At 71.7% G+C, this 21,316-nt stretch carries 18 protein-coding genes; 11 read left to right on the forward strand and 7 right to left on the reverse strand.

From position 1 onward, the window contains the following. The first annotated feature begins 18 nt into the window (after window positions 1–18). The gene (locus ACN6LB_RS23020) at window positions 19–1,491 is read left to right on the forward strand and encodes a cytochrome P450 (RefSeq protein WP_445027575.1); all 1,473 of its coding nucleotides are present in this window, start codon (window positions 19–21) and stop codon (window positions 1,489–1,491) included. Window positions 1,492–1,529: 38 nt separating this feature from the next. Here ACN6LB_RS23020 and ACN6LB_RS23025 read toward each other — a convergent pair whose 3' ends face one another. The 3 genes from ACN6LB_RS23025 to ACN6LB_RS23035 all read right to left on the reverse strand — a co-directional run bounded on the left by ACN6LB_RS23025 (window position 1,530) and on the right by ACN6LB_RS23035 (window position 4,394). Then, window positions 1,530–2,474, reverse strand: coding sequence for an RluA family pseudouridine synthase (locus ACN6LB_RS23025; protein ID WP_356139321.1), 945 nt, complete (start codon window positions 2,472–2,474; stop codon window positions 1,530–1,532). Window positions 2,475–2,556: 82 nt separating this feature from the next. Continuing rightward, on the reverse strand, window positions 2,557–3,402 hold the full coding sequence (locus tag ACN6LB_RS23030; RefSeq protein ID WP_445027576.1) for a siderophore-interacting protein: 846 nt from the start codon (window positions 3,400–3,402) through the stop codon (window positions 2,557–2,559). Between the two features lie 62 nt (window positions 3,403–3,464). Further along, window positions 3,465–4,394: a 5'-3' exonuclease gene (locus ACN6LB_RS23035; RefSeq protein WP_445027613.1), complete on the reverse strand. Its 930-nt coding sequence runs from the start codon at window positions 4,392–4,394 to the stop codon at window positions 3,465–3,467. 174 nt (window positions 4,395–4,568) lie between these two features. On the opposite strand from ACN6LB_RS23035, the gene ACN6LB_RS23040 reads away from it, so the two are divergent. From ACN6LB_RS23040 to ACN6LB_RS23055, 4 genes are all read left to right on the forward strand, one after another. Further along, complete coding sequence (locus tag ACN6LB_RS23040) at window positions 4,569–5,657, forward strand: quaternary amine ABC transporter ATP-binding protein (RefSeq protein WP_445027577.1); 1,089 nt, start codon at window positions 4,569–4,571, stop codon at window positions 5,655–5,657. Next, complete coding sequence (locus ACN6LB_RS23045; RefSeq protein ID WP_445027578.1) at window positions 5,650–8,268, forward strand: ABC transporter permease/substrate binding protein; 2,619 nt, start codon at window positions 5,650–5,652, stop codon at window positions 8,266–8,268. Before ACN6LB_RS23040 ends, ACN6LB_RS23045 begins: the two co-directional genes overlap by 8 nt. A gap of 311 nt (window positions 8,269–8,579) precedes the next feature. Further along, complete coding sequence (locus ACN6LB_RS23050) at window positions 8,580–9,170, forward strand: helix-turn-helix domain-containing protein (RefSeq protein ID WP_356134845.1); 591 nt, start codon at window positions 8,580–8,582, stop codon at window positions 9,168–9,170. A gap of 3 nt (window positions 9,171–9,173) precedes the next feature. Beyond that, window positions 9,174–9,908, forward strand: a complete 735-nt coding sequence (locus ACN6LB_RS23055; protein WP_445027579.1) for a helical backbone metal receptor — start codon at window positions 9,174–9,176, stop codon at window positions 9,906–9,908. On the opposite strand, the gene ACN6LB_RS23060 is transcribed toward ACN6LB_RS23055, so the two are convergent. Then, window positions 9,874–11,037, reverse strand: coding sequence for a TDT family transporter (locus tag ACN6LB_RS23060; protein WP_445027580.1), 1,164 nt, complete (start codon window positions 11,035–11,037; stop codon window positions 9,874–9,876). The two genes, ACN6LB_RS23055 and ACN6LB_RS23060, sit on opposite strands and share 35 nt — an antisense overlap. A gap of 116 nt (window positions 11,038–11,153) precedes the next feature. On the opposite strand from ACN6LB_RS23060, the gene ACN6LB_RS23065 reads away from it, so the two are divergent. Together ACN6LB_RS23065 and ACN6LB_RS23070 are read left to right on the forward strand one after the other, a co-directional pair. Next, on the forward strand, window positions 11,154–12,068 hold the full coding sequence (locus ACN6LB_RS23065; RefSeq protein WP_445027581.1) for a LysR substrate-binding domain-containing protein: 915 nt from the start codon (window positions 11,154–11,156) through the stop codon (window positions 12,066–12,068). Between the two features lie 209 nt (window positions 12,069–12,277). Then, entirely contained in the window at window positions 12,278–13,252 is a 975-nt protein-coding gene (locus ACN6LB_RS23070; RefSeq protein ID WP_445027582.1) for an aminoglycoside phosphotransferase family protein, read from the forward strand. Here the strand turns inward: ACN6LB_RS23070 and ACN6LB_RS23075 are convergent. Together ACN6LB_RS23075 and ACN6LB_RS23080 are read right to left on the reverse strand one after the other, a co-directional pair. Continuing rightward, window positions 13,209–13,937: a gamma-glutamyl-gamma-aminobutyrate hydrolase family protein gene (locus ACN6LB_RS23075; protein ID WP_445027583.1), complete on the reverse strand. Its 729-nt coding sequence runs from the start codon at window positions 13,935–13,937 to the stop codon at window positions 13,209–13,211. The genes ACN6LB_RS23070 and ACN6LB_RS23075 overlap by 44 nt on opposite strands. Window positions 13,938–13,988: 51 nt before the next feature. Further along, window positions 13,989–14,723 (reverse strand): FadR/GntR family transcriptional regulator, encoded by a 735-nt coding sequence (locus ACN6LB_RS23080; protein ID WP_356134825.1) that lies wholly within the window; start codon window positions 14,721–14,723, stop codon window positions 13,989–13,991. A 77-nt stretch (window positions 14,724–14,800) separates the two neighbouring features. On the opposite strand from ACN6LB_RS23080, the gene ACN6LB_RS23085 reads away from it, so the two are divergent. The 4 genes from ACN6LB_RS23085 (at window position 14,801) to ACN6LB_RS23100 (ending at window position 19,415) form a co-directional block, all read left to right on the forward strand. Then, on the forward strand, window positions 14,801–16,165 hold the full coding sequence (locus ACN6LB_RS23085) for a glutamine synthetase family protein (protein ID WP_445027584.1): 1,365 nt from the start codon (window positions 14,801–14,803) through the stop codon (window positions 16,163–16,165). A gap of 26 nt (window positions 16,166–16,191) precedes the next feature. Continuing rightward, the gene (locus ACN6LB_RS23090) at window positions 16,192–17,571 is read left to right on the forward strand and encodes an aldehyde dehydrogenase family protein (RefSeq protein ID WP_445027585.1); all 1,380 of its coding nucleotides are present in this window, start codon (window positions 16,192–16,194) and stop codon (window positions 17,569–17,571) included. Next, window positions 17,568–18,359 carry a 3-oxoacyl-ACP reductase gene (locus ACN6LB_RS23095; protein ID WP_356134819.1) on the forward strand — a complete coding sequence of 264 codons (792 nt, stop codon included), beginning with the start codon at window positions 17,568–17,570 and terminating at the stop codon, window positions 18,357–18,359. The genes ACN6LB_RS23090 and ACN6LB_RS23095 overlap by 4 nt, the downstream gene beginning before the upstream one ends. A gap of 123 nt (window positions 18,360–18,482) precedes the next feature. Then, on the forward strand, window positions 18,483–19,415 hold the full coding sequence (locus ACN6LB_RS23100; RefSeq protein WP_356134817.1) for a DUF2510 domain-containing protein: 933 nt from the start codon (window positions 18,483–18,485) through the stop codon (window positions 19,413–19,415). A gap of 16 nt (window positions 19,416–19,431) precedes the next feature. Here ACN6LB_RS23100 and ACN6LB_RS23105 read toward each other — a convergent pair whose 3' ends face one another. Further along, window positions 19,432–20,634, reverse strand: a complete 1,203-nt coding sequence (locus ACN6LB_RS23105; protein WP_445027586.1) for an amino acid deaminase/aldolase — start codon at window positions 20,632–20,634, stop codon at window positions 19,432–19,434. Window positions 20,635–21,316: the final 682 nt, after the last annotated feature.

Genomic DNA, 21,316 nt, shown 5'->3' on the forward strand with positions numbered 1-21,316 from the left:
GTTTTCGGAGCGATCACCGTGACGCCTGAACCCTCTTTCCCGGCCGGGACCGACGACTCCGTGCTCGGCCCGCCGCCCGGCTGCCCCGCCCACGACCTCGGACCCGGCGGGCTGCACCGGCTCTACGGCCCTGAGGCGGACGACCTGGGAGCGCTGTACGAGAAACTCCGCGCCGAACACGGGAACGTGGCCCCCGTGCTGCTCCACAACGACGTGCCCATCTGGGTGGTGCTCGGCCACGCGGAGAACCTGCACCTGGTGTCCACCCCCTCGCAGTACGCGCGCGACAGCCGGCTGTGGACCGCCGTGCAGGACGGTTCGGCGGGCCCCGACCACCCGCTGGCCCCGCACATCGCCTGGCAGCCCATCTGCTCCTACGCCGAGGGCGACGAGCACCTGCGGCTGCGCGGCGCCGTCACCGGCGCCATGTCGACCATCGACCACCGCGGAGTGCGCCGCCACATCAACCGCGCCACGCAGCGGCTCGTCAACCGCTTCTGCGAGGAGGGCCGCGCCGACCTGGTCGGCCAGTTCGCCGAGCACCTCCCGATGGCCGTGCTGTGCGAGATCCTCGGTATGCCCGAGGAGTACAACGACCGCATGGTGCAGGCCACCCGCGACCTGCTCAAGGGCACCGAGACCGCGATCGCCAGCAACGAGTACGTCAACGGCGTCCTCACCCAGCTCACTGCCCGCCGCCGGGCCCATCCCGAGGAGGACTTCACCAGTCAGCTCATCACCCACCCGGCGGGTCTGACCGACCAGGAGGTCACCCAGCACCTGTGGCTCGTGCTGCTCGCCGCGTACGAGGCCACCGCCAACCTGATCGCCAACGTCCTGCGCATGGTCCTCACCGACCCGCGCTTCCGGGCCCAGCTCAGCGGCGGCCAGATGACGGTGCCCGAGGCGGTCGAGCAGTCCCTGTGGGACGAGCCGCCCTTCAGCGCGGTCCTCGGCTACTTCGCCAAGCAGGACACGGAGTTGGGCGGCCGGCGCATCCGCAAGGGCGACGGGCTGCTCTTCGGCATCGCGCCGGGCAACGTCGACCCGCGGGTGCGTCCCGACCTCAAGGCCGACATGCAGGGCAACCGCTCGCACCTCGCGTTCGGCGGCGGCCCGCACGAGTGCCCCGGTCAGGACATCGGCCGCGCCATCGCCGACGTCGGCGTGGACGCCCTGCTGATGCGGCTTCCCGACGTCCAACTCGCCTGCAAGGAGGACGAGTTGCGCTGGCGGGCATCGATGTCCTCACGCCACCTGGTGGAGCTGCCGGTCCGGTTCGCGCCGAACCAGCCGCAGGACGTCATGCAGCAGCCCGGCATGCGCCCGATGCCCCAGCAGCGCACGGACTGGCACGTCTCGACCCCGCAGCCGCAGCCCACGGCTCCCGCGCCGCAACCCGCGGCGGCGGACCGGCACATGCCGGCCCCGGAGCCCGCGCACCGACTGGGCGCCTGGCAGCGCTTCCTGCGCTGGTGGCGGGGCTACTGAGCCTGCCGGGCCCTGCGCGGAGTGGGCCTGGCGGGTGACTACTCGGCCCACTCCTCGTACGACGACCAGGCCGCGAGCACCCGCGCACTGCGGAACCGGTGCTCCCGCCCCGTGACCGGATCGGTGAACTCCAGCCCCCGCGCCAGCAGTTGGAGGGGGCGCCGGAAGTCACCGGCCGGCACGGGGCCGGTCACCACCGGGTAGAGCGGATCGCCGAGCAGGGGCACGCCCAACGCGCTCATGTGCACGCGCAGTTGATGGGTCTGGCCGGTGCCGGGCGTCAACCGGTAGAGCCCGCGCCGGGCCCGCCGCTCCAGCAGCTCGACCGTGCTCACGGCGTTCGGCTCGCCCTCGACCTCCTGGGCGGCCATCACCCCGCGCTCCTTGAGGATCCGGCTGCGCACCGTGCGCGGCAGCACCAGCCCCGCGTCGTACGGGGCCACCGCCTCGTACTCCTTGCGCACCAGCTTGTCGCGGAAGAGCGACTGGTACGCGCCCCGCTCCTGCGGTCGTACGGTGAACAGCACCAGCCCGGCCGTGAGCCGGTCGAGCCGGTGCGCGGCCCCGAGCGCCGGGAGGTCCAGCTCCCGCCGCAGCCGGGCGAGGGCGGTCTCGGCGACATGGCTGCCGCGCGGGGTGGTGGCGAGGAAGTGCGGCTTGTCGGCGACCACGATGTGCTCGTCGCGGTACACGACGTCGATGGCGAAGGGCACGCGCTCCTCGTCGGGCAGCTCCCGGTGGAACCACACGAGCATGCCCGGTACGTACGCCGTGTCGGCGGTCACCGCCTGTCCGTCGGCCCCGACGAACTCTCCCGCGTCGAGCATCCCGTCGACGACCCCGGGGCCCGCCCCAGCGAGCCGGTCCACCAGATGCTCCCGCACGGTGGCCCACGCTTCGCCCTGCGGCAGTTTGATGCGCACAGGATCCACCCCGCGGCGCTGCGGCAGGGGCGAGGGCGGAATCCGGGGCTTTCGTCTCATCACGATCAAGCGTACGAGGCCGCGACCGCCTCGGAAGCCTCCTCGATCGCGGTCCGCGCCGGCAGAGCCTGCCGAGCTCGGCTCAGGCGGTCGGTGAGGCCTTCTCCTGCTCCGCCTCCACCTGCGCGTTCCACTCCCGCTTCGACGCCTGCCAGCCGTCCTCGTTGTGGCCCAGGCGCCAGTAGCCGGAGATCGAGAGGTCCTCACGCGGGATCGCGCGCTCGACCCGCAGCAGTTTGCGCAGCTCCTTCACGAAGGCCGCCTCGCCGTGCACGAACGCGTGCACGCGGCCCTGAGGGAACTCCAGCGCGCGGACGGCCTCGACGAGCGCCCGGCCGAGAGGGCGCTCCCCGCGATGCAGCCAGACGACCTCCGCGTCGGAGTCGATCTTCTGCTCCTCCTCGGGGCCGGAGACCTCGATGAAGGCACGGACCACGGCGCCGTCAGGCAGGGACTCCAGCGCGGTGGCGATCGCGGGCAGCGCGCTCTCGTCACCGGCGAACAGATGCCAGTCGGCGGCCGCGTCCGGCGCGTAGGCGCCGCCCGGGCCCATGAACCGTACGGTCTCGCCCGGTTGGACGCGCACCGCCCACGGACCGGCGAGACCCTCGTCGCCGTGTACCACGAAGTCGAGCGTCAGCTCACGCAGTTCGGGGTTCCAGGCGCGCACGGTGTAGGTCCGGGTCACCGGCCACTGCTCGCGCGGGAACTCCTCGCGCATGCGCTGCATGTCGAAGGGCTCGGGATAGTCGACGCCCTCGGGACCGAAGAGGAGTTTCACGTAGTGGTCGGTGCAGGTGCCCACCGTGAACTCGGCAAGGCCGTCGCCGCCCAGCACCACGCGCTGCATGTGGGGCGTGAGCCGTTCGGTGCGAACGACGCGCGCGGAGTGCGGCTTCGGAGTCCTGCGTGCCGGACGCTCTGCCATGACGGCCTCCCAGTTCACTTGCTTAGGCTTACCTAAGTTAACACCTTCCCTCAGTTAACACCTCACACCTGAAGAGTCGAAAGCAACCTCTGCAATGATCCGCCCAGGCCCCAGCGGGCCGCGAGTTCATCCAGAGAGGCCGGATCGCGGGGCGTGTGCGGCAGCGCGGTGTCGACATCCGGCAGCGGAACGTCACCGGCGACCCGGACGACCGTGGGCGCCACCGCGACGTAGGGCCGCGACTCGTCGAGCCGCTTGCGCTGCGACGGTGTCAGCTTCGCCTTCGGGTCCTCGAGCGCCGCCATGATGCCCGCCACGTCGCCGAACTCGGCGAGCAGCTTGGCCGCCGTCTTCTCGCCGATGCCGGGCACGCCCGGCAGACCGTCGCTCGGGTCGCCGCGCAGCAGTGCCAGATCCGCGTAACCCGGTCCGTCCACCCCGTACTTCTCGCGCAGCCACGCCTCGTCGGTGAGCTGCAGGGTGCCCACGCCCTTGAGGGGATACAGGACGCGGATCTCCCGCTTGTCGTCCACGAGTTGGTAGAGGTCGCGGTCGCCGGTGACGATGTCGACCGGGCCGGTGGCGCGCCCCGCGAAGGTGCCGATCACGTCGTCCGCCTCGTACCGCGGCACGCCCACGCGCGCGATGCCGAGCGCGTCGAGGACCGCCTCGATCACCGGCACCTGCGGCGACAGGGTGTCCGGCACCTCCTCCTCGTCCGGACCGAGGTCGCGCTCCTCGGCCACCCGGTGCGCCTTGTAGGAGGGGATCAGGTCGACGCGCCACTGGGGGCGCCAGTCCGCGTCCATGCAGGCCACCAGGTCGTCCGGACGGTGGTCCTTGACCAGCCGGTCGATGAATTCGAGCAGCCCGCGCACGGCGTTCACGGGCGTGCCGTCCGGGGCCTTCACCGATTCGGGAACCCCGAAGTAGGCACGGAAGTACAGAGAGGCGGTGTCGAGCAGCATCAGGCGTCTGGTCACCCTTCGCATCATGCCGTACGCCACCGACAGCGACCCGGAACCGGCCGCGCCCCGACACCCCAGGCGGCTCGAGACCCGGCAGTGACCTGGGCCACTTCCGCGTTTGCTTCGGGTAAGCGGGGGCAGGTGCCGCCTCCTGAGCGACGACGGTTGCGCTTTCAACCGTCCGGACGAGAGGTAGACGTGTCATCCAGGCTTGAGGCAGAGCATCTGTACAAGGTGTTCGGAAGACGGGCGGACGAGGCGGTGCGCCGGCTCAGGGCCGGAGCGGACCGCGAGGAGCTGCGCGCCGACGGCACCACCGCAGCGGTGATCGACGCGTCCTTCACGGTCGAACCCGGCCAGATCTTCGTGGTCATGGGTCTGTCCGGATCCGGCAAGTCCACGCTGCTGCGCATGCTCAACGGACTGCTGGAGCCCACCGACGGGCACGTTCGCTTCGACGGCCAGGACCTGACCGGGCTCAGCGCCCGCGCGCTGCGCGAGGTCCGCTCGAAGAAGATCAGCATGGTCTTCCAGCACTTCGCGCTCTTCCCGCACCGCAGCGTCCTGGAGAACGCCGCCTACGGCCTGTGCGTGCAGGGCGTGCCCCGCGCCGAGCGCAACGAGCGGGCCGCCCACGCCCTCGAACTCGCCGGGCTCGCCGGCTGGGAGAAGTCCTGGCCCGACGAGCTGTCCGGCGGCATGCAGCAGCGCGTCGGTCTCGCCCGCGCGCTCGCCACCGACGCCGAACTGCTGCTGATGGACGAGTCGTTCAGCGCGCTCGACCCGCTGATCCGCCGCGACATGCAGGACCAGCTGATCGAACTGCAGCGCAAGCTCAAGAAGACCATCGTCTTCATCACCCACGACCTCAACGAGGCCATGCGCCTGGGCGACCGGATCGCCGTCATGCGCGACGGCCGCATCGTCCAGACCGGCACCGCCGAGGACATCCTCGTGCGCCCCGCGAACGACTACGTCGCCTCCTTCACCCAGGACGTCGACCGCTCCCGCGTACTGACCGCGGAGGCCGTGATGGACACCGCCGTCCAGGGCGACGAGGTGTCGTGCGCCTGCGAGACCGCGACGCCCGAGACCTCCTTCGTGGAGCTGTGCGCGATCAGTGCCCGGGTGACGCACCCGGTCGCCGTGCTCGACGCACAACGCAAGCTGGTCGGCCGGGTGCCCCGGCAGCGACTGGTCGGCTTCCTCGGCGACCAGCAGGGCGAGCCCGCACCCTGCGACAACCCGCGCGGCAAGTCCGTCAAGGTGGTGAAGGCCGATGCCTAGGATCTCCTTCGGCGACTGGGTCAACGACGCGGTCGACTGGCTGCTCGCCCACATGTCGTGGCTCTTCGACTTCGTCAAGACCGTCTTCCAGGGCACCTACGACGGCATCGAGGCCGTCCTCCAGGCCCCTGAACCCCTTCTCCTGGCGGGCATCTTCGCCGTCATCGCGTTCTGGCTGCGCGGCACCTCCGCCGGCGTCCTCACCTTCGTCGGATTCGCCTTCATCGACTCCCTCGACCTGTGGGAGGACGCGATGATGACCCTGTCGCTCGTCCTCGTGGCGACGCTCATCGCGCTCGTCGTCTCGGTGCCCGTGGGCATCTGGGCGGCGCGTTCCGACCGGGTCAGCGGCATCGTCCGCCCGGTCCTGGACTTCATGCAGACGCTGCCCGCGATGATCTACCTCATCCCGGCGATCCTGTTCTTCGGCACCGGCGCCCCCGCGGGCATCGTCGCCACCCTGATCTTCGCGATCGCCCCCGGCGTCCGCATGACCGAGCTGGGCATCCGGCAGGTCGACAAGGAACTCGTGGAGGCCGCCGACGCGTTCGGCACCACGCCCCGCGACACGCTGCTGCGCATCCAGCTGCCGCTGGCCCTGCCCACCGTCATGGCGGGCGTCAACCAGGTCATCATGCTGAGCCTGTCCATGGCCGCCATCGCGGGCATGGTCGGCACCGACGGCCTGGGCGGCGCCGTCAACGAGGCCATCGGCCAGGTCAACGTCGGCCTCGGCTCGGAGGCCGGCGTCGCCATCGTCATCCTGGCGATCTACCTGGACCGCATGACCAGCGCCCTGGGCACCCAGGTCTCCCCGCTCGGCCGCCGCTCCCTCGCCAAACTCCGTGCCGCGCAGGGCCTGAAGATCTGGTCCTACCGCCCCCGGCCCGCCGTGGCCGTGGTCGGCGTGGTCGTCCTCGCCCTGGTCGCCGGCGGCATGGGCGTCTTCGGAGGTACGACCTCCACGGCCACCGCCACCGACGCCGAGAACGTCGGCCAGGGCAAGAAGGTCACCATCGGCTACATCCCGTGGGACGAGGGCATCGCCTCCACCTTCCTGTGGAAGGAGATCCTTCAGGAGCGCGGCTTCGAGGTCGACACCAAGCAGTTCGAGGCGGGCCCGCTGTACACCTCGCTCGCCTCGGGCGACATCGACTTCCAGACGGACTCCTGGCTGCCGACCACCCACGCGCAGTACTGGAAGAAGTACGGCGATCAGCTCGACGACCTGGGCTCCTGGTTCGCCCCGACGTCCCTGGAACTGACGGTGCCCGCGTACATGAAGGGCATCGACTCCCTGGAGGACCTCAAGGGCCAGGCGTCGAAGTTCGGCGGGAAGGTCACCGGCATCGAGTCCAGCGCCGGAATGATGGCCATGCTCAAGAGCAAGGTCCTCAAGGAGTACGGCCTCGACAAGGAGTACAAGGTCGTCGACAGCTCCACGCCCGCGATGCTGGCCGAGCTGAAGCGCGCGTACGCCAAGAAGCAGCCCCTCGTCGTCACGCTCTGGTCGCCGCACTGGGCGTACAGCGACTACAAGCTGAAGAAGCTCAAGGACCCGAAGGGCGCCTGGGGCAAGGGCGACGGCGTGCACACCCTCTCCCGCAAGGGCTTCGCCCAGGACAATCCGGTCGTCGGCGGCTGGCTCAAGAACTTCAGGATGACCGAGCCGCAGCTCACCGGCCTCGAGGCGGAGATCAACAAGGCGGGCAAGGGCAAGCAGCAGGACGCCGTGCGCACCTGGCTGAAGAAGAACCCTGGCCTCCTCGACAAGCTGGCCCCGGTCAAGAGCGCCGGCGCTGCCGCCGAGGCGAAGCGCCCGCTGGACGTCGCCTGGTTCCCCTGGGACGAGGACGTCGCCGTCACCTACCTGTGGAAGAACGTCCTTGCCCGGCGCGGCTACACGCTGAACCTGAAGCAGATGGACGTCGGCCCGGTCTACACCGGCCTCGCGAGCGGCGACCTCGATCTCAACTTCGACGCCTGGCTGCCGTACGCCCAGCAGAACTACTGGGACAAGAACAAGAACGACCTGAGAGACCTGGGCACCTGGTACCGGCCAACCTCGCTGGAGATCGCGGTTCCGTCGTACGTCAAGGACGTCAAGTCCCTCGAGGACCTCAAGGGCAAGGCGGACACCTTCGACGGGCGGATCATCGGCATCGAGCCGGGCACCGGCGAGATGAACCTCCTCAAGAAGAAGGTGCTGTCCGGCTACGGCCTCGACAAGGAGTACAAGGTCGTTGACGGTTCAACGCCCGCGATGCTGGCCGAGCTGAAGCGCGCGTACGCCAAGAAGAAGCCGGTCGCCGTCGTCCTGTGGTCCCCGCACTGGGCCTACAGCGAGTACAAGCTGACCAAGCTCGCGGACGACAAGAAGCTGTTCGGCGAGGGCAACACCATCCGCACCATCTCCAACAAGGCGTTCCCCGGGCGGTACCCGCAGCTCACGAAGTGGATCAAGAACTTCAGAATGAGCGAGGCCGAACTCGGCAGCCTGGAGAGCGAGATCAAGCAGGGCGGCCAGGGCCACGAGGAGGAATCCGTGGCAGCGTGGCTGAAGGAGCACCCGGAGATGGTGGAGCGGATGACTCCGCAGCAGACCGGATGACTCCGCGGTAGTACGACAGCGGTCGTTCGAGGGGTGGGATACGCGTGGCGGCGTATCCCACCCCTCGCTGCGTCGCCCTGCCCCACGGCACGATCCGGCCAACTCCTCCACTGGCGAGAATGGTGACCCTCGCACTCCTTCGATATGACGGCGATGTGACGGGTGCATGAAACGGTTTGCCGAACATGCGTAGGGTGCAGAGAACTCATCAGGAGTACTCGTCCGAAGTACTCACCGGGGTGCTCGTTCGAGGTACCGGTGGACGCGAGCCGTGGCAGTGGACCGACGACACAGAGGAGGGAGCCGGAGCGATGGGCGACCACAAAGAACAGCCCCTTCGGGTCGGCGCGGCCGTCCGGCGGCGGCGCCGGGCACTGGAGCTCACCCTCGCCGTCGTGGCCGAACGCAGCGGCCTGTCGGTCCCCTTCCTGAGCCAGGTCGAGAACGAACGCGCTCGGCCCAGCCGGCGCTCCCTGGAGAGGGTCGCGGACGCGCTCGGCACCACCGCCGTCGAACTGCTCGCCGCCGCCGACCCCGCGTGCAGCGTCGACGTCGTCCGCGCCGACGCCACCGAGTGCATGCCGCACACCGCTTCCGACGCCAGGGTGCGCCCTCTGGTGCGCGGTCACCATCAGCTGCACGCCACGGAGTTCACCGGCGACCACGAAGAGAGCCGCGAACTCCAGCACCGCAACGACAAGTTGATGTACGTCGCCGACGGTGCCGTGGAGGTCGAGGCGGAGGGCCGCGCCCATCGGCTGGGGCGCGGCGACACGATGTACCTGACCGGCGGAGTGCGCCACCGCTGGCGGGCGACCGTGCCGGACACCCGCGTGGTCGTGGTGGAGGTCGCCGACCACATCGACGCCGTCGAGGACCAGCACGCCTTCGGCAGGCGCTGACCCTTGCCCGGTACCGGTCCGCGGATCGTCTCGCTCGTGCCCTCGCTGACGGAGGCCGTGGCCGTGACGCTGCCGGGCGCCCTGGTCGGCGCGACCGACTGGTGCAGCCATCCGGTGGACCTCGACGTCGTACGGATCGGCGGCACCAAGAACCCCGACGTCGACCGGATCGTGCGGCTCGCCCCCGACCTGGTCGTCGCCAACGAGGAGGAGAACCGCGAGCCCGACCTCGCGGCTCTGCGTGCGGCCGGGATCGAGGTGCTCGTCACCGAGGTGCGCGACGTGCCGGAGGCCTTCCGGGAGCTGGCGCGGGTGCTGCGCGCCTGCGGGGCCGGCGCCCGGCCGCGGTGGCTGGACGAGGCGGAGCAGGCGTGGGCGCGGCTGCCGGTCCCCGAGCTCCGCAGGAGCGCCGTCGTGCCGATCTGGCGGCGGCCCTGGATGGTCCTCGGCCGGGACACCTTCGCCGGTGACGTGCTGGCCCGGCTGGGCGTGGACAACGTGTACGCGCGGCACGCCGACCGCTATCCGAGGATTCCGGTCGAGGAGCTGCGGGCCGCGGCCCCGGACCTCGTCGTGCTGCCCGACGAGCCCTACCGTTTCACCGCCGACGACGGGCCCGAGGCGTTCGAGAACGTGCCCTGCGCGCTCGTCGACGGACGCCGTCTCACCTGGTACGGGCCCTCGTTGGGGGACGCCCCGCGGGTCATCGGCGCGGCGCTGCGAGCAGCTCGCCGCTGACCAGACCGCGGGCCGTGCGGACGGCCGCCACCGACCAGGCGGCCAGCAGTAGTACGTACAGCGCGACCGCGAGGCCGCCGAAGGCCGCGACTCCCGTGTGCCGGGCCAGCCCGGCGGCGCCGCTCACGCAGGTCCCCACCGGGAAGGTGAACGCCCACCAGGTCATCGCGAAACCCATGCCCCGGCGGCGCGCCCGCAGCGTCATCGCGACGGCCAGCGCCAGCCAGAGCAGGGCGAACCCCATGACGGGGACGCCGTACAGGACGGCCAGGACGCCCAATCCCCGGGCGTACGGGGCCGGTACGACGCCGGGGGCGACGTCCGCGAACATGCCGGCCGCCGTGGTGGACTGGCCGAGCGGGCCGAGGACCAGGAACAGCGCCGGGGTGAGTGCCAGCGGGAGCGGGCCCTCGGTGACGAGCCGGGCGACGATCATCGGGAGCACCACGAGGACCGCGACGATGCTCATGCCGAACATCGCGAGACAGGCGAGCAGCAGGGTCTCCCGCGGCTGTCCGGCCGGGAGGTGCGGTACGAGCAGGGGGCCCAGGGCGGCGGAGACCATCGGGGCGACGAGCGGCAGCAGCCAGACCGGGGTCGCCCGGCCGGGCTCGATCCGGTGCCGGACGACCATCAGGTACGGCACGGCCACCGCGGCGACCAGCCCGATGGCCGTCCCGGTGCCGAACAGCACGGTGTCGAGGGTGACCGCGGCCGGGACGCCGATCCAGTCCCGGCCCAGGGTCATCGCGCCGCCGCCGACTGCCAGCAGGGCCATGGAGAGGCAGCCGTAGAAGGGTGCCATCGACGGGTCGAGGAGGTGGGCGCGGACCTGGTCGCGGTGGTGGATCCAGTGCAGGGTCCGGGCGATGAGGACGGCGAGGAGCATGGCCAGGGACAGGGCCCAGACGGTGGTGCAGGTCGTCCGCAGGCCCGGGACACCGCCGGGGAGGCCGCCGGGGACGCCGCCGGCGAGACCCGCTCCCGCCGTGGCCACGATCGCGGTGCCCATCACCGGGGCGTACCAGTTCGGGCCGAGGTGCCGGACGGCGGTGGCGCGGGGGTGTCGGGGCTGCCGGGGGTGCGGGCGGGTTGCGGGGAGGGGGAGGGGCTGGGCTGCGGTGACCATGTATCCACCGTCCCGGCGGGGCGGGCTGCCCACCAGGGAGCGCGGCGCTATGGGGGCATAAGCTGGGTTTATGGGCTGGGCTGATCGCTGGGCTGAGCAGGGACGGGGAGCTGTTCGTGAGTAGCAGGGCCGAGGAGGCGGGCGGGCTCGCGCACCGGGTGCCGGATCTGGGTGCGCTGGAGCTGTTGCTCGCGGTGGCACGGCTGGGGAGCCTGGGGCGGGCGGCCCGGGAGACGGGTATCACCCAGCCGGCGGCCAGCAGCCGGATCCGCTCGATGGAACGGCAGCTCGGCGTCGCCCTCGTCGACCGTTCTCCGCGCGGCTCTCGGCTCACGGACGCGGGGGTTCTGGTCACGGACTGGGCGCGGCGGGTCGTGGAGGCGGCCGAGGCGTTCGACGTGGGGGCGCAGGCGCTGCGGGACCGGCGGGACTCGCGGCTGCGGGTCGCTGCGAGCATGACGATCGCGGAGTACCTGCTGCCGGGCTGGCTGATCGCGCTGCGTGCGCAGCGGCCCGACACGGCGGTGTCGCTCCTTGCGGGCAACTCCGCCGCCGTCGCCGAGCGGCTGCTCGCCGGTGAGGCGGATCTCGGATTCGTGGAGGGGCTGTCGGTGCCGGCGGGGCTGGACTCCGCGGTCGTCGCGCACGACCGGCTGATCGTGGTGACGGCGCCGGGGCATCCCTGGGCGCGGCGCCGCAAGCCGTTGGCCGCGGCGGAGTTGGCGGCGACGCCGTTGATTCTGCGGGAGGAGGGGTCGGGTACGCGTCAGGTGCTGGAGGCGGCCTTGGGGGGTCTGGCACGGCCGCTCATCGAGCTTTCGTCGACTACGGCGGTCAAGGCCTCTGCGGCCAGTGGCGCGGGTCCTGCCGTCCTGAGCGAGCTGGCTCTCGGAGAGGAACTCTCCGCCCACCGCCTGGTCAACATCCCCCTCTCCGGCACCCACCTCCGCCGGGCCCTCCGCGCCGTCTGGCCAACGGGGCACCGGCCTACGGGACCGGCGCGCGACTTGTTGAGCCTGACCCGGGGGTAGCGGCGTCCATCCGTGCGGCACGGGTGCGCGCAGCGGCACCCCGTGAACGCCGGGCTGCGTGACCCACCCCCGGCCGGCACCCACACCGGGTGAGCGTTCAAACGAGGGGTGAGAGGGGTTTGCCCACCCACCCCCGGTGGCCGGAGACCACTGCCGCGGGCAGGAAACCCGGTGGCGGTGGACCGCGTTCGACCCGCAGGATGCGGGACATGAGCGCATCAGCCCCGCCGGCCACCGGCGTCCGTACGCCGTGGGAAGCCCTCCCCGAACCGGTGCGCGGCGCCGTCGAGGAGGTGCTCGGCGCGCCGGTCGCGGAGGCGGCGACGCAGGTGGGCGGGTTCTCGCCCGGCGTCGCGGCAAGGGTGCGGACGACGACCGGCGGCCGGGCCTTCGTGAAGGCGGTGAGCGCCGAGGCGAACCCCGTGAGTCCGGCGATACACCGCGCGGAGGCCGAGATCGCCGCCGCGCTGCCGGCAGCCGTCCCCGCCCCCCGTCTCCTCGGCTCGTACGACGACGGCACCTGGGTCGCCCTCGTCTTCGAGGACGTCGACGGACGGCAGCCCCATGTCCCGTGGAAGACGGACGAGTTGGGGCGCGTGCTCGACTCGGTGGAGGGACTCGGACGCGCGCTCACCCCGTCCCCGGTGGCCGCCCCGCCCGTCGCGGAAGCCCTCGCGGACGACTTCGCCGGCTGGCGGCGGCTCGCCGAGGCGGGCGGTGGCGGGGAGGACCTTGATCCCCGGGTCGCCGATCATCTCCATGAGCTGGCCGAACTGGCCGCCCCCTGGGCGGACTTCGCGAGCGGCGACACCCTCGCCCACGCCGACCTGCGGGCGGACAACCTGCTGCTCACCGGGGACGGCCGTGTAGTGTTCGTCGACTGGCCGCATGCCGTGCGGGCCGCGCCCTGGTTCGACCTGCTGGTGATGCTCCCCTGCGTGCGCGCGCAGGGCGGCCCGGATCTCGAAGAGGTGTTCGCCGCCCACCCGTTGGGGCGGGACGCCGACCCTGAGGGTGTGACAGCCACATTGGCGGCCCTCGCCGGGTACTTCGTCAGGCAGTCCCGGCAGCCCGCGCCGCCGGGGCTGCCGACCCTGCGCCCCTTCCAGCGCGCCCAGGGCGACGCCGCCCTGGAGTGGCTCAGGACGAGGCTGGGGCGGCGGCTCGGACCAACGCCTGCATGACCCGGAGGTCCTCGCCCATCTCCGGGTGCCACTGGACGCCCAGCACCCAGGCGGAGCCGGGGAGTTCGATCGCCTCCACCGTTCCGTCCGCCGCGTGCGCCGAGGGCAGCAGGCCCGCGCCGAGACGCTCCGCCGCCTGGTGGTGGTAGGTGGGGACGGAGGTGGGCTCGGGTACGGCGTCGGCGTAGCGCGTTCCGGGGACGGGCGTCACGTCGTGGTGGCCGAAGACACCGATGTCCTTCACATGACCGTCGATGTGCTGGACCAGCGTGCCGCCGAGCGCCACGTTCAGCAGCTGCATGCCGCGGCAGATGCCGAGGAGCGGGGTCGCGGAGGCCAACGCCGCCTCGATGAGGGCGAGTTCCCAGGCGTCACGGGCGAGGGCGGGCGGCCCGGTGCGCGGGGAGCGCTCGGCGTCGTAGCGGGCCGGGTCGACATCGGGGCCGCCCGCGATCACCAGCCCGTCGAGCCGGGCCACCGTAGAGGCGGCCTGCGACGGATCGTCGGGTGGGAGCATCGCGGCCAGGCCGCCCGCCCGCTGGACGAGCCGCGGATAGCCGGCCGGCAGCAGCGCGGCCTCCAGCTCCCACACACCCCAGCGAGCCCCGGACTCCAGATACGTACTCACGCCGATCAGCGGTCTGCCCACGCTGGCCTCCTCGTATCCCCTGGGTCGTATCCGCATGGTCCCATTTAATGGGTCACATTAAAACCTTTGGGGTGAGCCCTCGCAGGGCTATGCCAGGAATCCGCGCAGCAGGGCCGCCGTTCCCGCGCAGTGCTCGCGCATCATCTCGCGTGCGCCGTCGGCGTCCCCGTCCAGCACCGCCTCGACGAGGGCGATGTGCTGGCGCTGCGAGTGCTCAAGGTTGCGCACCAGCAGGGGGATGCAGTCGAGGAGGTCGTTGACCGTGGCGCGTACGGCCGCGTACTGGGCCGTGACGGAGGGGGACCCGCACAGTTCCGCGAGGGTGAGGTGGAGCATCGTGTCCAGGCGGCGGTAGTCGGCGAGCGGTGCGTCGTGGGTGCGGGCGAGCGCCTCGCGCAGCCGGTCGGCCTGGTCGTCGGTGAGCCCGTGGGTGGCGCACAGGCCGGCCGCGCCCACCTCCAGCACCTCGCGGAAGCGCAGTACGTCCTCGATGTCGACGGCGGTGACACGGCGGCGCAGCTCGTCCTCGCCGGGGGCGTCGGTCCGCACCCGTACGAACGTTCCGCCGTACCGGCCGCGCCGCGACTCGACCAGGCCCTGGTCCTGGAGCACCTTCAGCACCTCGCGCAGCGTGACCCGGCTGATGCCGAGCCGCTCCGCCAGCTCCCGCTCGGCGGGCAGTCGTTCGCCGCCGGCGACCAGGCCGAGCCGGACCACCTGGAGGATCTGCTCCAGCGCCTCCTCGAAGCCGTTGCCCGCCCGCACCGGCCGCAGGACCGGAGTCAGCTCGTCGTGCGACCCCTCTGGATCCGTCAGCGACATCTCGCCGTGCCCCCTTCCCAAGCAATGGTTCGCAGACATACCTTATAGCTTCCGGCTGACCGAAGGAGGCCCTTCCCGTGGCAGACCGCACACCCCCGCTCACCGTCGAGGAGCTGCACGCCCTCGTCGCGGGCGGCGAGATCGACACGGTCGTCCTGGCGTTCCCCGACATGCAGGGGCGACTCCAGGGCAAGCGGTTCGCCGCCCGATTCTTCCTCGAAGACGTCCTGGAGCACGGCACGGAGGGATGCAACTACCTCCTCGCCGTCGACACGGACATGAACACCGTCGACGGCTATGCGATGTCCTCGTGGGAACGGGGCTACGGCGACTTCGCCATGCGCCCCGATCTGAGCACACTCCGCCGGGTGCCCTGGAACGAGGGTACGGCCCTGCTCATCGCCGACCTCGCGTGGAACGACGGATCGCCCGTGGTGGCCGCGCCCCGGCAGATCCTGCGCCGCCAGCTCGACCGCCTCGCCGAGCACGGCTTCACCGCACAGGTCGGCACCGAGCTCGAGTTCATCGTCTTCAAGGACACCTATGAGCAGGCCTGGGACGCCGGCTACCAGGGGCTCACCCCGGCCAACCAGTACAACATCGACTACTCGGTGCTCGGCACGGGCCGGATCGAGCCGCTGCTGCGCCGGATCAGGAACGAGATGGAGGCCGCGGGCCTGGTCGTCGAGTCCGCCAAGGGCGAGTGCAACCCCGGCCAGCACGAGATCGCCTTCAAGTACACCGAGGCGCTGCGCACCTGCGACCAGCACGCCGTCTACAAGACCGGCGCCAAGGAGATCGCCTCGCAGGAGGGCGTCTCGCTCACCTTCATGGCGAAGTACAACGAGCGCGAGGGCAACTCCTGCCACATCCACCTCTCCCTCGCGGACGGGAACGGCACCAACGTCATGGCCGGTGACGGGCCCGGCGGCATGTCGGACGTCATGCGGCACTTCCTCGCCGGACAGCTCGCCGCCCTCCGCGACTTCTCGCTCCTCTACGCGCCCAACATCAACTCCTACAAGCGCTTCCAGCCGGGCTCCTTCGCCCCGACCGCCGTCGCCTGGGGATACGACAACCGCACCTGCGCGCTGCGGGTGGTGGGCCATGGGCGCTCGATGCGGTTCGAGAACCGGCTGCCGGGCGGCGACGTCAACCCGCACCTCGCCGTCGCGGGGCTCGTCGCGGCCGGTCTGTACGGCATCGAGCAGAAGCTGGAGCTTCCCGAGGCCTGCGCAGGGAACGCGTACACCGGCGAGTACGCGCACGTGCCCACCACTCTGCGCGAGGCCGCCGAGCTCTGGGAGAACAGCCCCATCGCCAAGGCCGCGTTCGGTGACGAGGTGGTCGCGCACTACCTCAACATGGCGCGCGTCGAACTCGGCGCGTTCGACGCCGCGGTGACCGACTGGGAGCTGCGCCGCTCCTTCGAACGCCTGTGATCCGCACGCCTGTGAAAGGTCCTTTCTTGTCGTACGAGCACGAGCTCCAGGTTCTCAACCCGGCGACCGAGGAGGTCGTCGCCACCGTCCCGGCCGCGACCCCCGAGGACGTCGACGCCGCCGTCGTACGGGCCGCGAAGGCGCAGGCCGGATGGGCCGCGCTGGCGCCGGGCGACCGCGCCCGGCTGCTGCGCCGCTTCGCCGTCGTCGTCGACGAGCACCTGGAGGAACTCGCCGGGCTGGAGGTCCGCGAGGCCGGTCATGTCATCGGCAACGCCCGCTGGGAGGCGGGCAACGTCCGCGACCTCCTCGACTACGCGGCCGGGGGAGTGGAGCGGCTGACCGGCCGCCAGATCCCGGTCCCCGGCGGTCTCGACGTGACGATCCTCGAACCGCTGGGCGTCGTCGGCGTCATCGCGCCCTGGAACTTCCCGATGCCGATCGCCGCCTGGGGCACCGCCCCGGCGCTCGCGGCGGGCAACGCGGTGATCCTCAAGCCCGCCGAGACGACACCGCTGACGGCACTGCGGCTCGCCGAACTCGCCCTGGAGGCGGGGCTTCCCGAGCACCTCTTCCAGGTGCTGCCGGGCGCCGGGCCCGTCGCGGGCAACGCGCTGGTCGAGCACCCTGGCGTCGCGAAGATCGTCTTCACCGGATCAACGGCCGTGGGCAAACAGGTGTTGGCAAAGGGGTCGGCGCTCCTCAAGCCCGTCACCCTCGAACTCGGCGGCAAGAGCCCCAACATCGTCTTCGCCGACGCCGACATCGAGGCAGCCGCCGCGGCCGCGCCGATGTCCTTCCTCGACAACTCGGGCCAGGACTGCTGCGCCCGCACCCGCATCCTCGTCCAGCGCCCGGTGTACGACCGCTTCCTCGAACTCCTCGCCCCGGCCGTCGAGTCCGTCGTCGTGGGCGACCCGGCCGACGAGCGGACCGCGATGGGCCCGCTGATCTCCCGCCCGCAACTGGAGCGGGTCCGCTCCTACGTCCCCGACGACCTCCCCGCCATCCGCGGCAAGGCCCCCGAAGGCCCCGGCTTCTGGTTCCCGCCCACCGTCCTGACCGGAATCGAGCCCCACGCGCGCGTGGCCGTCGAGGAGGTCTTCGGGCCGGTCGCCGTCGTCCTCCCCTTCGAGGACGAGGCCGATGCGATCCGGCTCGCCAACGCCACCGAGTACGGCCTCTCCGGTTCCATCTGGACCCGCGACGTCGGCCGCGCCCTTCGCGTCTCGGGCGCCGTCCGCGCGGGCAACCTGTCGGTCAACTCCCACTCCAGCGTCCGCTACTGGACCCCCTTCGGCGGCTTCAAGCAGTCGGGCCTCGGCCGTGAACTCGGCCCCGACGCCCTCGCCGCCTTCACCGAAACCAAGAACGTCTTCATCAGCACGGAGGGCCCCGCACTGTGACCTCACAGACCTCAGAGACCATCTGCCGCCGCCTCGTCGGCCGCACCGCCGTCATCACCGGCGCCGGCAGCGGCATCGGCCTCGCCACCGCGCGCCGGCTCGCCTCCGAGGGCGCCCACGTCGTCTGCGGCGACGTCGACGAGACCCGCGGCAAGGCGGCCGCCGAGGAGACCGGCGGGATCTTCGTGAAGGTCGACGTCACCGACCCCGAGCAGGTCGAGGCGCTCTTCAAGACCGCCTACGACACCTACGGCTCGGTCGACATCGCCTTCAACAACGCGGGTATCTCGCCGCCCGACGACGACTCCATCCTGGAGACCGGTCTGGACGCCTGGAAGCGCGTCCAGGAGGTCAACCTCACCTCCGTCTTCCTGTGCTGCAAGGCCGCCATCCCCTATATGCGGCGGCAGGGCAAGGGCTCGATCATCAACACGGCGTCGTTCGTGGCCCGGATGGGCGCGGCGACCTCGCAGATCTCCTACACGGCCTCCAAGGGCGGAGTGCTGGCGATGTCCCGCGAGCTGGGCGTCCAGTTCGCCCGCGAGGGCATCCGGGTCAACGCCCTGTGCCCGGGGCCGGTCAACACCCCGCTCCTGCAGGAACTGTTCGCCAAGGACCCGGAGCGGGCCGCGCGCCGGCTCGTGCACATCCCGGTCGGCCGGTTCGCGGAGGCCGACGAGATCGCCGCCGCGGTCGCGTTCCTCGCCAGCGACGACTCCTCGTTCGTCAACGCCACCGACTTCCTGGTGGACGGCGGCATCTCGGGCGCGTACGTCACACCGATGTAGCGCCGACACGTTCTCGTGGACCATGGTCGCGGCCACCTTCCGGGCGGCCGCGCCACCGCCCGGTCGTGCCCGACCACCAGGACACCGTGTACCGACCTTCGGGGCACGTCCTAGAGTGCCGGGATGAGCATGACACCTCCGCCCGGCTGGTACCGCGACCCGTCGTACCCCCTCGTCGAGCGCTGGTGGGACGGGACCGCGTGGACCGATCACCGGCGCCAGCCCGAGGCCGCCGCCGATGTGCCCCCACCGCCTCCGATGCAACCGGGGCCCGCCGGCGACGGTGGCGGCGGCCGCGCCAAGGCCGTGGCCCTTACTGCCGCGGGTGCCGTCCTGGTCGCCTCCATCGTCACGGGCGCCGTCGTCCTCGGCAGGGACGGCGGCGGTGACGCACAGGCGAAGACCACACCGGACACGTCGGCGGCGTCCTCCCCGGCGCCCACGGAGTCCGTGACCGAGGCGTCCCCGTCGGCGGACGAGGACCCCACCGTCGTCGTGGACCAACTCAACGGCATCACACTCCCGTTGATCGACGGCTGGGCCAAGCCCAAGTACGTCGCCGAGGACGACGTCGTGCTGACCACCCCGGACTCGTACGACTGCCCGGGCGGATCCGGCCTGTGCTGGCACGGCAGGGTCATCTCGCGCACGGCCACGTCGACCGACGAGAAGTCTCCCCGCGTTCTCGCCGAGAAGGACATCGAGGACGCCGCGAAGGACGCGTACGACCGCGACACCATCGGCGGCCGCCCCTACGACGGCATGGACTCCCACCAGCAGGTGAAGGCGGGCTCCGTCGCGGTCGCCGGGCGCGCCGGGTACTTCGTGCGCTGGCGGGTCAGGACCGGTGCGGGGCCCGGGGGTTACGTCGAGTCGCTGGCGTTCCCGGCGAGCACCGGCACCGAGTCGCTCGTCATAGTCCGCTTCGCCTTCGACGCGGGCGAGGACGGGCCGCCGGTCGCCGACATGGACAGGATCACCGAGGGGATCCGGCCGGTCGGCGACGCCGGCTCGGACACGGGAGGCGTGGGCAGCAGCATCGACCCGTCGAAGTGAGGCCGCCCGGTCTGCCCTAGAGGAACGTGTGCCCCTCTCCGCGGTACGTCGGTACGGTCGCCGTCACCGCGTCGCCCTCCACCAGGTGCAGCGTGTCGAACCGCTCGCACAGCTCGCCCGCCTTGGCGTGCCGGAACCACACCTTGTCGCCGATGAGCAGATCGTCGGCGGGGGAGCCCAGCAGCGGCGTCTGCACCTCGCCGGGGCCCTCCTGGGGGTCGTACTTCAGCCCTTCCGGGAGGTACGGGACGGGCAGCCGGTCGGCGCCGGGGGCGCCGGAGGCCGGGTAGCCGCCGCCGAGCACCGTCACGATGCCGACGCCCGGCCTGCGGACGACCGGCTGGGCGAACAGCGCGGCCGGACGGCCGCTGAACGAGGTGTAGTTGTCGAAGAGCCGGGGGACGTACAGCCCCGATCCGGCCGCGATCTCCGTGACCGCGTCCTCGGCGGCGGTGTGCTGCACACTGCCGGTTCCGCCCCCGTTGACGTACTCCAGACCGGGCTCCACCGCCCGCACGGCGCTGACCACTTCGGCACGCCGCTGGGCGAGTTCCCTGCGCGCCGTGGCCTGCATCAACCGGATGGCACGCGACCGCAGCGGCCGCCCGGCGACCGCGTCGCCGACGCCTGCGATGTGCCCCTCGTACGCCATGATCCCCACGAGCCGGAACCCCGGCCGCCGGACCACGGCGCGGGCCATGTCGGCGACCTGGGCGGGGGAGTAGAGCGGGGAGCGCAGGGCTCCGACGCGCACGCGTCCGCCGAGCAGCTTGAGCGAGGTGTCCAACTCCAGGCAGACGCGGACGACTTCGGTCCCGCCCTGCCGTGCCTCGTCGATGAAGCGGAGCTGGGCCGGGTCGTCGACCATCACGGTCACCGCGGCGGCGAGCTTCGGGTCCGAGGCCAGCTCGGCGAAGCCCTGCCGGTCCGCGGAGGGGTAGGCCAGCAGGATGTCGTCGAAGCCGGAGCGTGCCAGCCAGATCGACTCGGCGAGGGTGAAGGACATGATCCCCGCGAAGCCCGGCCGGGCCAGGACGCGTTCGAGGAGGGTGCGGCAGCGCACCGATTTGCTGGCGACTCGGATCGGCTTGCCGGCGGCCCTGCGGACGAGATCGTCGGCGTTGGCGTCGAACGCCTCCAGGTCCACGATCGCGACGGGGGCGTCGAGGTGAGCGGTGGCCCGGTCGTAGCGGGCCCGGTCTGCGGCGCGGGCAGTCATGACCGAAGCCTGCCAGACAGGATTACCGCAGGGTAGGGGGACGATCCGGGCAGATGCCGCGGGCCTGCGGACTGGTTCCCTCCGGCACAGGGACAACCCGTAGAGTGACGCGCACGCAGGGAGGGACGACCTTGCCCGGACGGGCCGCGCCCGGGGTGACGGTCCGCCGCCGCGGGTATGCGTGCCCGTGACGGGCGAGCCGAGGGACGGTTTCCCCTGCGCACAGGACCGCACAACAGACAGACGTACAGGCAGCGCAGCACAGCACGGCGTACGGACAGCACGACAGATGTGACCGATGTGAATCGGCCCGGACCAGCTCCGTAGGCGGGCCGGTTGCCCGGGTACGAGGAAACGGGGGGGAGCATGAGCACGGAAGCGCGCCGCGCCTCCATTCCCCCACGCCCACCGGCCCCGCCCGCCCCGCCGACGCCACCGGGCACGCCCCCGCCGCCGGACGCCGAGCCGACACCCGGCCCGGCTGCGATGCCGCCCGGCAAGGCGCAGCCCGGACCGACCCCGTCGACGCCGTACGGCTCCGGGATGTCCTCCGGTTCCTCTTCCCGACCCGGCGAAGGGACGCTCTCGCGGCCCCGTGAGGGGATGTCGTCCCGGTCCGGTGGGGGCGCGCCGTCGGGTTCCTCTGCGTCGTCGGGCCCGGCCGTGCCGCCGGGGTCCTTCA

This window comes from Streptomyces sp. SAS_270, from assembly GCF_052543295.1.

Coding starts and splice junctions, on each gene's coding strand:
- ACN6LB_RS23045 (WP_445027578.1), top strand. CDS start 5,650: ATGCCTAGGATCTCCTTCGGCGACTGGGTCAACGACGCGGTCGACTGG.
- ACN6LB_RS23075 (WP_445027583.1), bottom strand. CDS start 13,937: ATGCGGATACGACCCAGGGGATACGAGGAGGCCAGCGTGGGCAGACCG.
- ACN6LB_RS23050 (WP_356134845.1), top strand. CDS start 8,580: ATGGGCGACCACAAAGAACAGCCCCTTCGGGTCGGCGCGGCCGTCCGG.
- ACN6LB_RS23060 (WP_445027580.1), bottom strand. CDS start 11,037: ATGGTCACCGCAGCCCAGCCCCTCCCCCTCCCCGCAACCCGCCCGCAC.
- ACN6LB_RS23100 (WP_356134817.1), top strand. CDS start 18,483: ATGAGCATGACACCTCCGCCCGGCTGGTACCGCGACCCGTCGTACCCC.
- ACN6LB_RS23070 (WP_445027582.1), top strand. CDS start 12,278: ATGAGCGCATCAGCCCCGCCGGCCACCGGCGTCCGTACGCCGTGGGAA.
- ACN6LB_RS23025 (WP_356139321.1), bottom strand. CDS start 2,474: ATGAGACGAAAGCCCCGGATTCCGCCCTCGCCCCTGCCGCAGCGCCGC.
- ACN6LB_RS23080 (WP_356134825.1), bottom strand. CDS start 14,723: ATGTCGCTGACGGATCCAGAGGGGTCGCACGACGAGCTGACTCCGGTC.
- ACN6LB_RS23030 (WP_445027576.1), bottom strand. CDS start 3,402: ATGGCAGAGCGTCCGGCACGCAGGACTCCGAAGCCGCACTCCGCGCGC.
- ACN6LB_RS23035 (WP_445027613.1), bottom strand. CDS start 4,394: ATGCGAAGGGTGACCAGACGCCTGATGCTGCTCGACACCGCCTCTCTG.
- ACN6LB_RS23105 (WP_445027586.1), bottom strand. CDS start 20,634: ATGACTGCCCGCGCCGCAGACCGGGCCCGCTACGACCGGGCCACCGCT.